General features: G+C 60.7%; 13 protein-coding genes. 10 read left to right on the top strand and 3 right to left on the bottom strand.

The window, feature by feature from the left end; all coding sequences use genetic code 11:
* Nucleotides 1-10: 10 nt before the first annotated feature.
* The 4 genes from BLW21_RS07320 (at nt 11) to rplS (ending at nt 2,474) form a co-directional block, all read left to right on the top strand.
* The gene (locus BLW21_RS07320; RefSeq protein ID WP_092738803.1) at nt 11-586 is read left to right on the top strand and encodes a 30S ribosomal protein S16; all 576 of its coding nucleotides are present in this window, start codon (nt 11-13) and stop codon (nt 584-586) included.
* Between the two features lie 93 nt (nt 587-679).
* A complete protein-coding gene (gene rimM / locus BLW21_RS07315; protein ID WP_092738802.1) occupies nt 680-1,267 on the top strand; it encodes a ribosome maturation factor RimM in 588 nt (195 codons plus the stop codon).
* Nucleotides 1,268-1,278: 11 nt separating this feature from the next.
* Nucleotides 1,279-1,953 (top strand): tRNA (guanosine(37)-N1)-methyltransferase TrmD, encoded by a 675-nt coding sequence (trmD, locus tag BLW21_RS07310; RefSeq protein ID WP_092738801.1) that lies wholly within the window; start codon nt 1,279-1,281, stop codon nt 1,951-1,953.
* Nucleotides 1,954-2,093: 140 nt separating this feature from the next.
* A complete protein-coding gene (gene rplS / locus BLW21_RS07305) occupies nt 2,094-2,474 on the top strand; it encodes a 50S ribosomal protein L19 (protein WP_092738800.1) in 381 nt (126 codons plus the stop codon).
* 126 nt (nt 2,475-2,600) lie between these two features.
* Here rplS and BLW21_RS07300 read toward each other — a convergent pair whose 3' ends face one another.
* On the bottom strand, nt 2,601-3,023 hold the full coding sequence (locus tag BLW21_RS07300; RefSeq protein ID WP_092738799.1) for a hypothetical protein: 423 nt from the start codon (nt 3,021-3,023) through the stop codon (nt 2,601-2,603).
* A gap of 157 nt (nt 3,024-3,180) precedes the next feature.
* Between BLW21_RS07300 and BLW21_RS07295 the strand changes: the two genes are divergently transcribed.
* Together BLW21_RS07295 and BLW21_RS07290 are read left to right on the top strand one after the other, a co-directional pair.
* Nucleotides 3,181-6,159, top strand: a complete 2,979-nt coding sequence (locus BLW21_RS07295; RefSeq protein WP_092738798.1) for a M1 family metallopeptidase — start codon at nt 3,181-3,183, stop codon at nt 6,157-6,159.
* 194 nt (nt 6,160-6,353) lie between these two features.
* Nucleotides 6,354-6,938, top strand: coding sequence for an inorganic diphosphatase (locus BLW21_RS07290; RefSeq protein WP_175470892.1), 585 nt, complete (start codon nt 6,354-6,356; stop codon nt 6,936-6,938).
* Nucleotides 6,939-7,045: 107 nt separating this feature from the next.
* On the opposite strand, the gene BLW21_RS07285 is transcribed toward BLW21_RS07290, so the two are convergent.
* Nucleotides 7,046-7,756 (bottom strand): hypothetical protein, encoded by a 711-nt coding sequence (locus BLW21_RS07285; RefSeq protein WP_092738796.1) that lies wholly within the window; start codon nt 7,754-7,756, stop codon nt 7,046-7,048.
* Between the two features lie 238 nt (nt 7,757-7,994).
* On the opposite strand from BLW21_RS07285, the gene BLW21_RS07280 reads away from it, so the two are divergent.
* From BLW21_RS07280 to BLW21_RS07265, 4 genes are all read left to right on the top strand, one after another.
* Nucleotides 7,995-8,402: a 6-pyruvoyl trahydropterin synthase family protein gene (locus BLW21_RS07280; protein ID WP_092738795.1), complete on the top strand. Its 408-nt coding sequence runs from the start codon at nt 7,995-7,997 to the stop codon at nt 8,400-8,402.
* Nucleotides 8,395-9,078: a GTP cyclohydrolase I FolE gene (folE, locus tag BLW21_RS07275; RefSeq protein ID WP_175470891.1), complete on the top strand. Its 684-nt coding sequence runs from the start codon at nt 8,395-8,397 to the stop codon at nt 9,076-9,078. The genes BLW21_RS07280 and folE overlap by 8 nt, the downstream gene beginning before the upstream one ends.
* Before the next feature lie 120 nt (nt 9,079-9,198).
* Complete coding sequence (locus BLW21_RS07270) at nt 9,199-10,113, top strand: TIGR01777 family oxidoreductase (RefSeq protein ID WP_092738794.1); 915 nt, start codon at nt 9,199-9,201, stop codon at nt 10,111-10,113.
* An 8-nt stretch (nt 10,114-10,121) separates the two neighbouring features.
* Nucleotides 10,122-11,357 (top strand): hypothetical protein, encoded by a 1,236-nt coding sequence (locus tag BLW21_RS07265; RefSeq protein WP_092738793.1) that lies wholly within the window; start codon nt 10,122-10,124, stop codon nt 11,355-11,357.
* Here the strand turns inward: BLW21_RS07265 and BLW21_RS07260 are convergent.
* A complete protein-coding gene (locus tag BLW21_RS07260) occupies nt 11,347-13,731 on the bottom strand; it encodes a transglycosylase domain-containing protein (RefSeq protein WP_245711835.1) in 2,385 nt (794 codons plus the stop codon). The genes BLW21_RS07265 and BLW21_RS07260 overlap by 11 nt on opposite strands.
* Nucleotides 13,732-13,893: the final 162 nt, after the last annotated feature.

Below are 13,893 nucleotides of genomic sequence, written 5' to 3'. Positions count from 1 at the left end.
CAACCGGTTTATGGCAGTTAAAATCCGCCTCGCCCGCCGCGGCCGCAAGAAGGCCGCAATGTTCGACATCGTTATTGCTGACTCGCGCGCTCCGCGTGATGGTCGCTTCATCGAGAAAATCGGTACCTACAACCCCCAGACCAATCCCGCCACCATCAACTTCGATGGCGACAAGGCGTTCGACTGGATTATGAAAGGTGCCCAGCCCACCGATACCGTACGGGCCATGCTCTCGTACCGGGGTGTGCTTTACCGCAAGCACCTGCAGTTGGGTGTTATCAAAGGCGCTATTTCGCAGGAAACTGCCGACCAGCGCTACACTGACTGGAAGGAAGACAAGGACTCCAAGATCGAAGGCAAGCGCACCGTCCTCGGCACCGCCAAGGATGAGGCTCGTCAGCAGCGTCTGGCCGCCGAAACCAAGGTAAAGGAAGCCCGTTCGGAAGCTCAACGCGCCAAGCAGGCCGCCATCGATGCCGCCAACGCCCCAGCTCCCGTAGCTGAGGAAGTTGCTGCGGAAGCCGAAGGCGAAACGACCGAAGCTGCTGCTTCGACCGAAGAAACCACCGAAGCCGCTGCCGAATAGTTAGTGAGTTGAGCAGTTGGAAAGCGGAGAGGCGGTACTAGCCCTTCAACCCTCCAACTGCTCAACTTATCCTACTATACGCTCAACCCACCCATGAAAATCGACGACTGCTACCAACTGGGCTCCCTCGGGAAGCCCCACGGCCTGAAAGGGTTTGTGGTGGCCTTCTTCGATGTGGACGACCTCAACGACTACCGCAAACTGCAGACGGTGTGGCTGGAAATGCCCGCCGCCCCCGGCAAACTTGTAGCCCACGGAGTCGAGAAATTTCAGCCCCAGACCGACAACAAGGTTTTGTTCAAGCTGAAAGGCATCGACCGAATTGAGGACGCCGAGCCCCTGCGCAACGCTAAACTCTGGCGCCCGCTGGCCGAGCTACCCGCTCTGGCCGACGACCAGTTCTACTTTCACGACGTGGTAGGTTACCTCGTGGTGGATGAGGCGCTGGGCGAGCTGGGCATTGTGGAGGCTTTCTACGAACTGCCCCGGCAGGACGTATTGGGCATGCGCTACCAGGGCCAGGAAGTTCTGATTCCGGTGGTGGATGAGCTGATTCTGCGCGCCGACCAAGCGGCCCGCCGCTTGCTGGTGAAGCTGCCCGACGGATTGCTCGACGTGTACCTGAGCCCTTCCTCGCCCAACGACGAGCAGGATTCGGACGACGCTGAGCCGGCCGCGTAACCGTTCAACCTATGCGGATTGACATCGTCACGTGCCAGCCGGATTTGCTGGTTAGTCCCTTTGCGCATTCCATCGTGAAACGCGCGCAGGAAAAAGGGCTGGCCGAAATTCACTTGCATGATCTGCGCCGCTATGCCATCAACAAGCACGGCCAGATTGACGATTACGTATTCGGAGGTGGTGCGGGCATGGTGTTGCGCGTGGAGCCAATTGCAGCCTGTTTCGACGAGCTGTTGGCACAACGCACCTACGATGCCATCATTTACCTCACGCCCGACGGCGAAACCATGCGCCAGCCGCTGGTCAACCGTTTGTCGCTCAGTGGCAACCTGCTGTTGCTCTGCGGACATTACAAGGGCGTCGATGAGCGGATTCGGACGGCCTATATCACCCACGAAATCAGTGTAGGCGACTACGTGCTGAGCGGGGGTGAGCTGGGCGCGGCAGTGCTGGTTGATGCCGTAGTTCGGCTGTTGCCCGGCGTGCTGGGCAACGAAGAATCGGCCCTGAGCGACTCGTTCCAGGACAACCTGCTTTCGCCGCCCATCTATACCCGGCCCGCTGAATGGCGGGGCCAACCGGTGCCGGATATTCTGCTTTCGGGCAACACCCCGAAAATTGACGTCTGGCGCCACGAACAAGCCCTGGCCCGCACCCAACAGCGCCGCCCGGACTTACTGGAATAGTGAGCAGAAGGAACCAGCCGGCAACTGCCAGCCTTTCACCACCTCACGATTTCACCATTTAAAAACAGAGCGCTATATTTGCGCTTCTTTACCCGAAACCTCTCGGGGCGGCGCGACCGTCCTTTATCGTCTTTTCAACCATGAGCGTACTACTCGATTTTATTGAGCAAGAGTCCCAGGAGCGCCGCGCCAGCTTCCCCCGTTTTGCCGCCGGCGACACCATCAACGTCCACGTAAAAATCCGCGAGGGCAACAAGGAGCGCGTGCAGCAGTTCCAGGGCGTTGTAATCCAGCGCAAGAACACCAGCACGAACGGTGAAACGTTCACCGTGCGTAAAATCTCGAACCAGATTGGTACCGAGCGTATTTTCCCCCTGCTCTCGCCTAACATCGAGAAGGTAGAAGTTATCCGTCGTGGTAAGGTGCGTCGTGCCCGTCTGTACTACCTGCGTGGCCTGTCGGGCAAAGCAGCTCGTATCAAGGAGCGTCGTTTGAACGCCCCCAAAGTAGTAGCCGCGTAAGCAGCGTTGCTTTCCTGCATAGAAAAAGCCGGCTCCTCTTTAGGGAAGCCGGCTTTTTCATGTAAAAATTCCTGTTATCCTGCATATGTAGCGCATTAAGCAGCATACGCAGGATAACAGGCAGTATTACTTGTTCTGGGCCGAGTCCTTCTTCAGGTCCTGGGCGGGCGTGTTTTCGTTATGCCCCAATTGCTTGGAGGCCGCACTGAGGGCTTCGCCCAGCTTAGTAATGCGCTCAGCCGTGTTTGGGTTGTCGGCGAAAACAGCAGCCGACACGGTGTTAGCACCCAAGCGCGACATGAGCCGGGTAACAGTATCCTCACTCACAACTCCACCGCCGAAGTGGGCCTTCAGCTCCTGCAGGTCTACCACAATCTGGTGGAGTTGGGGGTTGTCGACATCCTTAAGGTCTTCAATCCAGCGCTGGAAGTGGTTGTCGAGACCGGCGCGGCTGGCTTCATCCTGCAAGTTGTTGCCGAGTAGCGTGATAGCGCCGTCGAGGTGAACCTGGTGCTGAGTGTCGTCTTTGGGGATTTTGTGGAAGGACATGCGAAAGAATGGTTAGGCCGCTGCTAAAATGGCGGCATGGAAAATACTATTCCGTGCAAACGCGGGCAACCGCGAAAGGTTGTAGCGCATCTCGCGGCCGGAGAGGCTATTTTTAGCTTCATATTCTTCCTCTCTTCCGGCTGTATCTGGTTTCTGCATGAAAACAATCCTCTACCTACTCTGTCTGCTGGCCCTGCCAGCCCTGGCCCAGCAGCCCGCCACCGAGTGGCAGCAGCAGGCCAACTACTCCATCGAGGTAGCGCTCGACGACCAGCGCCACGAACTTCGGGGGCACGAGCAAATCGTGTATACCAACCATTCGCCCGACGTGCTGCCCTTTATTTGGTTTCACCTCTGGCCCAATGCCTACCGCGACAATACGACGGCCTTTGCCCGCCAGCAGCTGCGCAACGGCAACCGGGCGTTCCAGTTTGCTACGCCCGCCCAGCGCGGCTTCATCGACAGCCTGGAATTTCGGGTGAATGGCCAGTCCGCCCGCCTGGAGTACGACACTGACAACCCCGACATGGCCCGGCTGCTGCTACCCCAGCCGCTGGCAGCCGGCGCCAGTATCACCATCACCACGCCCTTCCGGGTGAAAATTCCGGATTCGTTTTCCCGGTTGGCGCACGTGGGCCAGCACTACCAGATAACCCAGTGGTACCCCAAGCCCGCCGTGTACGACCGTAAGGGCTGGCACCCGATGCCCTACCTCAGTCAGGGCGAATTCTACTCCGAATTTGGCTCGTTTGATGTGCGCATTACGCTGCCGGCCAACTACGTGGTAGGAGCTACCGGCGTACTGCAAAACCCCGAGGAACTGGCGCGCCTGGATGCGCTGGCCGCCATCGGAGCCAGCAAGAAAACGGCCGAAGACTTTGGCTCCGACCTCAAATTCCCGGCTTCGGCTCCCGAAACCAAAACCCTGCGCTACGTGCAGGACCGCATCCACGACTTTGCCTGGTTTGCCGACAAGCGCTTCAACGTGCTCAAAAGCGGCATCACGCTGCCTTCGGGCCGCACGGTCACTTCCTGGGTGATGTTCACCAACCGGGAGGCAACGCAGTGGATAAAAGGCCTTCAGGACGTCAATGAGGCCCTCTCCTACTACTCTCGCTGGGTGGGCGAGTACCCGTACGCCTCCGCTACGGCCGTAGATGGGGTAGGCAGTGCCGGCGCGGGCATGGAATATCCGATGGTAACCATAACCCCGCCCGTAGCCATTGTGCACGAGGTGGGCCACAACTGGTTTTATGGTGTTCTGGGCTCCAACGAGCGGGACTTTGCCTGGATGGATGAGGGCCTGAACACATACACGCAGAAGCGCGTGGCCGAACGCGACACGGCCGCCGGTGGAGCAATGGGCTTGCTGTCCAGGTGGCCCTTAGTAGAAACTGCCACGGGCATCGCCGACTTACCGGCCGTGGCCCTGGACCGGTTGCCCATTGCTGCCCTGGCGGCCCGCGGCTTCGACCAGCCCGTGAGCGGGGTTACCTCGGCTGATTACGGCCGTTTCAACTATACCCTCATCACGTACTCGGAAACGGCGCTGCTGCTGCAATACCTGGCCGGTTACCTGGGGCAGGAGCGATTCGATGCGGCCATGCGCGCCTACTACCAGCAGTGGCAGTTCCACCACCCCTACCCTGAGGATATGCAGGCGGCATTCGAGCAGGCAACGGGCCAAAAACTGGACTGGTTTTTCCAGCAGATGCTCACGAGCCAACACCCCTACGAAGCGGCCCTGTCGGATTTGCTGGTGCAGGGCGAAACGCTGAAGGTGCTGGTGCGCAACGACTCGCCCGCCCCATTTGCCGTGCCCGTTTCTACCCTCGATGCCCGGGGCCGGGTGCTGGAAACCAAATGGACGCCCGCTTTCGGCGGCACCGACGATGATACGAAGGACGAAACCCAGCTCGACTTTCGTGCCGCCGGCGTGACGGCCGTGGTAATCGATGCGGGCTACCTCACGCCCCAGCTCAACCGCCGCGACGACCGAATGAAGGTTGGCGGTACTTTGCGGCGCCTCGAACCGTTGCACCTGCGTCCCCTGGCCAGCCTGGAGCGCTGGGACCAGCAGGCTATCAACTGGATGCCGGTGCTGGGAGCGAATACCTCCGACAAGTTTATGCTCGGGGTGGCCTTCTACAACAACCTGCTGGTGCCCAAACGGCTAAACTACCTGGCCATGCCGATGTACAGCTTCAACCGCCGGGAGCTCAATGGCATTGGGATGCTGACGCTGAACGTGCTGCCCCAGGCGCGGGCCCGCCAGCTGCTGACCACCGTGCAGCTAACCCGCTTCGAGCGCTACCGCAAAATTGAGCCCAGCCTGACGCTGCACTTACCCCACTCTGCTTTCAACCGGGCCCAGCACCTCGTGCGGTTTGCCAATACCAATATCCGCGACCAGGACCGCCGCCAGACTACCCGCATTCAGACCCTGGAGTACTTGGTGCGCGACGGCAACGCCCTGCAAAACTGGTCGGGCCACGTGGAGCTCAACCAGCTCAGCCCCAACGCAGCATCGGACAACACCAGCCAGAACGCGACCTTGTTGCGGGCCACCGCCACCTACGGCCGCTACTACAATCCCACCAAACAAATCCGGGCCCGCTTATTTGGCGGCGCCTTCCTGAACTCGGGGAGTGAGAGCCCGTTTGCCATGGGCCTGAGTGGCAGCTTCGACTACCGCCGCCAGACGATGTTCCTGGACCGCCGGCAGATTTCCCATACGTATCCGGCCCAATTCAACCAAACTGATGATCGGGACGGCGGATTTAAGGCTTATTTGCCCGTAGCTTCTCAGAAGTGGCTTACCACCCTGGGCCTCGAAGCCGATCTGCCTGTTACCCCACTGGTAATTTTTGCCGATTTCGGCTTGGTAAACCGGGCCGGTCAGTCGAATTCTGGCCGCGTAAACGGCTACTATGATGCCGGGCTGGTACTGCCCGTAACCAGACTACTGCTGCCCATACCCAATAATATCCTGCGCCTTTACCTGCCCCTGGTCGGCAGCCAGTACGGCAACGGGCTGCCTGGTAGCCGCAAGGAGTTCACCGACCAGATCCGCTTTGTTTTTCATTTCGAAGAGCTGAGCCCCTTCCGCGTCCTGAACCAACGACTGGCCCAGTAGGCCAGCCCTGTTTTATGCTTACCCCCCGCCGACGCCCGGTCCGCATTACGCGGCCGGGCGTTGTTGTTCTGCGGGCTAATATGGGTGCCCTTCTGGCTGTAATTTCCGGTACCGACAGTTGCTTTTGGCGCAGTAATTCGCCCCCTTTGACCTATCTGGTTGCGGTTGCGCCCTTTTGCCAGTACTTTGCCGCCATGCGCCGATGCCTCTCCATTTTCTGCCTGCTACTGGCTGGCTGCGGCCCGCGCCACGCCGATTTGCCCACGTTTTCGGTCGAGCGCAAGTTGCTGCAGCTGGTAGTAGAAACGCCGGCCGGCACCAACCACGAGCAGCGGTACAACCCCACAACCAATGCATTTGAGCCGTTGAGGCTGGCGGGGCTGGAGGCCGTGGTCGAGTTTCTGCCCGCGCCCGGCAACCTGGGTTTCGTGCCCGGCACCAGCCCACCCGATGAGGCCCAGGGCCAGCCGGGCCAGCCATTGCCCGCCCTGCTGCTGGCCGAAAGCCAACCCGCCGGCACCGTGCTCGAAGTGCTGCCCATCGCCCTGCTCATGCTCGATGTAGACGGGCTCCTACGCCCGGTGGTAGTAGCCGTGCCGGCACGGCCCAGCCAGCGCATTCTGCCCCAGGCCACCGATTGGGCCAGCCTCAGACGGGTGTATCCCGGCGTGCGGCCCTTCCTCGACCTGTGGTTCCGCCACCGCGCCCCCAACACGCGCATCGTTGGCTGGAAAGATGAGAAGGCCGCCAGCCTGCTGGTTCGGCAATGGATGAGGTAAGCGGGCAACTAGCGGGCACAAAAAAGCGCCCCGCCGGTTTAGCCGACGGGGCGCTTTGCTAGCTCGTACAAGGAGTTGCAGCCGAAAGGGCGGCTTAACCGGAGCGCCTACTGAATTTTGTTGAGGCGCTCTTTTACGGCCTCCAGCGCAACACGCATGTTAACGATGTCGGCGCGGGCACCTTCCTGCTCCTTCAGGTTCGTATCAACCTGATTGTTGAGCTGCTGCAGCTCGGCGCCATTCTGGGCCAGCTGCTGCTGAATCTCCACTTTCTTCTGCTTGTTTTTTTCGATATCCCGCTTGAAGGCATCGGCCTTGGCAATAACCGCAATGTGCTGGTCCTGGGCCTGCTGCAGTGATTTTTCGGCGGCCATCACCTGCACGGCCATGTCTTCGCGGTAGAGCTTAACGGAGAAGTCCTTCAGATAGCCTTCAGCTGACTTCCATTCTACGGGCGTGGCATCTTTGCTCAGGTAAGCGTTGCCCAAGTCAATCGACCACCAGATGGTGGTGCCCGTAGGCACAGCATCCACCTTGCTGATAACGCGCACCGGCGTTTTAGAAAGAGCGTCGATGACCACCCCGTCCATTGTGTAAATACCCTTATCGGACTTTACTTTGTTGCCGAACTGCGAGTCGAGCTGCTTCTTCCACGACTCTTCTACCCGCTTGCTGTCGAGCTGCATGGAAATCCGCTGGCCTTTGCGCGGGATGCCTTTAATGGCCATTTCGGTTTCGTCTACCGGGGAGGTCTGTGCGAAGCCGGCTACCGACGATACCAGCACCAGCAGCAGCGGAAAAAGTACGCTTCGTTTCATAAGGAGAGCAATAGATTGAAAAAGAAAAGCTTGCGCGACGGCAATAAGGCCAGATAATGGCTTTCCGACTGACCAAATTTAACTACCCTACCTGCATGTTACTATACTCCGGATTGTTTTTTTTCAGGAAATTAGACTTTTAAAGGAAACTTCATATAGCAACTTGCTTATATGCCAAACTTATTTCCTGAGCAGGTGCACTGAACAAAAGCCACCTGCAACAGGTTGCGTGCTGACTATGACCATAACTATCTGCCGACAAGAGCACTTCAACGCCGCCCACCGCCTGCACAATCCGGCCTGGTCCGACGAGCGTAACCAACAGGTGTTCGACAAGTGCAACAACCCCAACTACCACGGCCACAATTACCAGCTCATCGTGCGCCTGACGGGGGAAATTGATCCGGAAACGGGCTACGTGTACGATATGAAGAAGCTGAGTGACCTCATCAAACGGGAGATTCTCGATACCTTTGACCATCGGAATCTGAACCTCGATGTGGCCGAGTTCCGCAACCTCAACCCAACAGCCGAAAACATTGCGGTAGTAAGTTGGAACCGGCTGCGGCCCCACCTGGCGCCGCAGTTAGCTTTATCGGTTACGCTGTACGAGACCGAACGCAACTTTGTAGAATACCATGGATAACCTGCCGCTGTCGGCAGCAGTGGCTGGCGGCCCCGCCGCCGCCGCCACCGACACCCAACTTCCCCCCGACCTGCGTACGCCCCTGCGAGCCGACGCTTTTGAGTTAAGCGAAGACGCCAAGATTGAAGCCATATCCGGCCATTTTCGCGAAATTATGCAGGTGCTGGGCCTCGACCTGACCGACGACAGTCTGGCTGGCACGCCCCGGCGGGTGGCCAAAATGTACGTGCAGGAGTGGTTCCGGGGCCTCAACCCGGCCTACCGCCCCGAGGTGCGCCTGTTTGAAAACCGCTACCAGTACCGGCAGATGCTGGTGGAACGCGACATCACGCTGTTCTCATGCTGCGAGCATCATTTCGTGCCTATTATTGGCAAAGCCCACGTGGCTTACCTGCCCGGCGAGAACGTGGTAGGCCTGAGCAAGCTGAACCGGGTGGTGCAGTACTTTGCCCGCCGCCCCCAGGTGCAGGAACGCCTGACGCGCCAGATTGCCGAGGAGCTTAAGCAGAGCCTGGGCACCGACGACGTGGCCGTACTTATTGAGGCCGACCACCTGTGCGTGATGAGCCGGGGAGTAAACGACACGAGCAGCAGCACGCTCACGGCCGAATACGGTGGCGCCTTCGGTCAGGATGCTGCCCTACGCCAGGAGTTTCTGCGCCTGATTGGCAAGTGAAGCTGTTGGCGGTTGTCTGACGATACGCGGTTCGGTAGTAGCTTGCCGTTTCGATTCCGATTTTTCACTCCAAAATATAAGCTAACGGCTAATAGCTGATAGCTAGAAGCTTAAAAAGATATGTCGCGTAAGGTTCTGATAACGGGAGGTACCGGCATGATTGGCACCCGGCTAGCCGAAATGCTGATTGATGGCGGTTACGAGGTGGCCTTGCTGAGCCGTACGCCCGGCAACAACCGCTACTTCAGCTTCCGCTGGGACCCGCTGGCCGGCACCATCGACGAGGCAGCCGTGCCCTACGCCGACTTCATCATCAACCTGGCCGGCAGCAGCGTATCGGATGGCAAGTGGACGCAGGAGCGCAAGCGGCAGATTCTGTCGAGCCGGGTGGCGGGCACGCAGCTGCTGGCCCAGGAGCTGCGCAAACCCGGCCACCACGTGCGCGGCTTCGTATCGGCTTCGGCCATCGGTATTTATGGCGACCAGGGCGACCAGCTCCTGACCGAGGAAACCTCATCCGCCCCCGACGATTTCCTGGCCAATGTGTGCCGGCAGTGGGAACAGGCAGCCGAGTATGTGGAGCAGGATGGCATCCGCACGGCCATCCTGCGCATCGGCATCGTGCTCAGCCCCGAGGGCGGGGCGCTGGTGCCACTGGCCCGCACCGTGAAGCTGCTGGCTGGTGCCCCGCTGGGTTCGGGCAAGCAGTACATGTCCTGGATTCACCTCGACGACCTGTGCCGGCTCTTTATTAAGGCCCTTGAGGACGAGCAGTGGCGTGGCCTGTACAATGCCGTGGCGCCCAACCCGGTTACCAACAAGGAGTTCACCGAAACCCTGGCCGAGGTGCTACACCGGCCGCTGGTGCTGCCCAAAGTACCCGAGTTTGGCCTGAAGCTGATGATGGGCGAGATGAGCGAAATTGTGCTGGCCTCGCAGCGGGTGAGTGCCGAAAAAGTGCTGGGCCGGGGCTTCCAGTTTGAATTCCCCACCCTGAAACCAGCCCTGGAGTCGTTCTACGGCGACGATAAGTAGGGCCGCTGATGCGCCGCCTGGGCCAAGGAATTCTGCTGGGCCTGCTACTGGCGCTTGGCTACCTGAACATCCGCCTGTACTACCGTCCCGATTTCAGCCCCGAAAACGGCCAGCCCATCAACCGCGATGTGGTGGCGCAGCTGCGGTTTCTGCGCGGGCCCATGCACGCCGGGGCCGGCCAGCAAATGCAGGGCCTCTACCCCGAGGGCTTCGTGTACCTGAACGCGCTGTACGCGCTGGCCTGGCTGGAACTGCTCCCACATCTGGCCCCGCAGACCCCGATGTATGAGGAGGGCTTGGCGGAAGCGGGTTGGGCGGTGCGCGAAATCCAGTCGCCGAATGGCTCCGCGCAGTTTATCAACCCCGATTTACCGCTGCCCAACGGCGCCTTTTACCAGGGCTGGTCGGCCTACGTGCTGGGGCGCTACCTGGCCGCCCAGCCCGCCCACCGCCGCGACACGGCCGATGTGGGCCGGTTCCGGCGGCAGTGCGCCCTGATTGCCCGGGCACTGGCCGCCAGCCCCTCGCCCTACCTCGAATCGTATGCCGGGGCGGCCTGGCCCGCCGATGGCGTGCTGGGCGTGGCCGCGCTGGCCGGGCACGACCGGCTGTATCCGGCCCGCTACCAGCCCCTGCTGCGGCAGTGGGTACAACAGGTAAAGGGCCACCTCGATCAGCGGGGGCTGATTCCGCATCGTGCGGCGGCTAGCAACGGCCAGAGCGGGGAAGACGCCCGGGGCTCCTCTCAGAGCCAGTTGCTCAACTTTCTGCTGGAGGTTGATTCCACGTTCGCCCGCCAGCAGTTCCAGAACTACCGCCGCCACTTCCTCACCTCCCGCCTGGGCCTGCCGGGCATTCGCGAGGCCGCCCATGGTGCGCCCCCAACCGACGATATTGACTCGGGCCCGGTGGTTTGGGGCGTGGGTGGCGCGGCCTCGCTGGTGGGCCGCCGCACCATGCAGTGCTACGCCGACAGCACCACGGCCGTGGGCCTGCGCAACAGCATTGAAGGCTTCGGGGTGGCGCTTACCACCTCAGCTGGCAAACGCTACCTGTTCGGGCAGCTGCCCATCGCCGATGCCTTTATTGCCTGGGGAAACTCGGTAGAGGCCAGCCGCGAAATCCGGGGCTCAATGGGCTGGCGCGGTTGGTTTCAGCTGCTGTCGGCGCTGGTAGCGGCGGGGTTGCTGGCCGGGGTGCGGGGGCTGCGCCCCCGCCGCCAACACTCGCAGCTTACAGCTTGATGCTGTCGGGGATGGCCAGGCCGCTGTTTATCTTCTCCAGTAAATCATCTACCACGAGGCTATCCACGGGCTCGGGGCGGCGGCGGGGTTCAGCGGTGATGCAGTTGTACTTCTTGTTGATTTTGACGGTGGGTTGCGGAAAGGGGCCCATTTTGATATCCAGCTCGGGGTCCTGGTACAGCTTCTCCATGTAGGTACCGAAGATGGGCAGCGCCGTACGGCCGCCCTCGCCCTGCTGCGAGCCCACGAAGTGGATGCTGCGGTCTTCACCGCCCACCCACACGCCGGTTACCAGGTCTTTGGTAATACCCATGTACCAGCCGTCGGAGTAGTTGCTGGTGGTACCGGTTTTGCCACCAATCTGGTTGTTTTTCTTCCAGAGCTCATAGTCCCAGAGTGCTTGCGAGGTGCCGCCCGGCTCCTCCATGCCGCCGCGCAGCATGTACGTCATCAGCCAGGCCGTTTCGGCCGGAATCACGCGCTTCTGGCGCGGGTCGAACTGCACCAGCACGTTGCCGTTCTGGTCTTCGATGCGGGTAATAAGCATGGGCTCGGGCCGGAAACCCTGATTGACGAAGGTGCTGTAGGCATTCACCATTTCGTACACGCTCACATCACCACCCGAGCCCAGGCCGATGCTGGGCACGCCCAGCAGCTTGCTTTTGATGCCCACCTTGTGGGCGTACTTGGCCACGTTGTCCCAGCCGACTTTCTCGGTGAGCTGGGCCGTAACCGAGTTCACCGAGCGGGCCATGGCGTAGCGCAGCGTCATGTTCATGCCGGTGTATTCGCGGGTCACGTTGTCGGGCTTCCACTCCATGGGCTTGCCATTTTCCACGTAGTTAATGGTCACGCGCTCGTCCCGGATTCGGTCGCAGGGGGCGTAGCCGTTGTCGAGAGCCGTCAGGTACACGAAGGGCTTGAAGGTGGAGCCGGCCTGGCGCTTGCCCTGCTTCACGTGGTCATACTGGAAAAAGCGGTAGTCGATGCCGCCCACCCAGGCCTTGATCTGGCCCGTGGAGGGGTCCATGGTCATCAGGCCGGCGTGCAGGAAGTGCTTGTAATAGGCCAGCGAATCGAGCGGCGAGAGCAGCAGCGTGGTATCCCGGTCGCCCTTCCAGGTAAACACCTTCATGGGCCGCTTGGCGTTCAAGGCCGAATCCAGGCGCTGGGGCTGGTCTTTGTACTTCAGGGCCAGTCGCTTGTACTGCTGAGTGCGCTTAATCTGGGTTTCGATGAAGTTCGGAATCACGTTGCCGTCTTCGTCCACCCAGGGGTCGGTGCCGCGGTTGCGCCAGAACCGGTCGAAGGCCTGCTGCAGGCTCTTCATCTTCTTATCCACCGACTCTTCGGCGTGAGTCTGCATACGCGAATCGATGGTGGTGTACACCTTCAGGCCGTCGCGGTACAGGTCGTAGCCGTTGGCCTTGCACCACTCGTTGGCTCGCTGGCCGATGGCGCTGCGGTAGTAGGTTTCGGGCCCATCGACGTGCTTTTCGACTTGGTATTGGAGCACGATGGGCGTGGCCTGCTGGGCAACAACCTCATCGGCGGACAGCACGCCGGCCTGGCCCATGCGCGTGAGCACTAAGTCGCGGCGGCGCTTGGCGGCTTCGGGATGGAACTGGGGGTTGAAGGCCGTGGGGTTGTTGAGCATGCCCACCAGCATGGCCGCCTGCTCGACGGTGAGCGAGTCGGGCGAGGTGCTGTAGAACGTTTTGGCGGCTACTTTCACCCCAAACGCCTGCGAGCCGTACTCGACGGTATTGAAGTACAGGGCCAGGATTTCGTTTTTGGTGTAGCGCCGCTCCAGCTCCACGGCCGTCAGCCACTCCTTGGTTTTGCTGATGACGGTGCCCAGCAGCGGTATCCGGCCCAGGGCGCCGGTGTTTTCCTTGCGGCGGGTTTTGTACAGGTTTTTGGCCAGCTGCTGGGTGATGGTAGAGCCCCCGCCCCCGCTGCCGCCGGTGGCCACGCCGGCCACGGCCCGGCCAATGGCAATGGGGTCGATGCCCGAGTGGTCCTGAAAGCGGGCATCTTCGGTAGCCACCAACGCCTTAATCAGCCAGGGCGACATTTTGCTGAGCGGTACCGGACTGCGGTTTTCGCGGAAGTAACGGCCCAGCAGCACGCCATCGGCCGTAAACACCTGCGAGGGTTGCTCAACGCGCGGGCTCTCCAGCTCTTCCAGGCTCGGCGACTTACCAAACAGGTACATGAAGTTCATGCTCACCAGAATCGGGTAGAGCAGAAACACGCCCAGCCCCACCACAAAACCAGCCCACAGGAGCCGGGAAACGCGGTTGGGCCAGCGCCGCCCGGGCCGGGCAGCAGCGGCAGAATCAGTTGGTTGAGGGCTTTGGGAAGCAGACATGCAGGGCGCGGGGTAGCAGGCAGCGCCGGACAGGCCGGCAGCGGAGCCGCAAATATACCAGTTGCGGCCGGGCCGCCGAGAAAGCAACGGTGTGTACCTTGGTTTGCCGGGCCGCCCTCCCGTACCGCAAGGTGCTACAGGGCGGACTCACGCACGCCAATA

It is taken from the genome of Hymenobacter psychrophilus, from assembly GCF_900107135.1.
Taxonomy (GTDB): Bacteria; Bacteroidota; Bacteroidia; order Cytophagales; family Hymenobacteraceae; genus Hymenobacter; species Hymenobacter psychrophilus.
The sequence above is the reverse complement of the archived record's forward strand: the minus strand, read 5'-3'. Positions and strand labels throughout refer to the sequence as shown.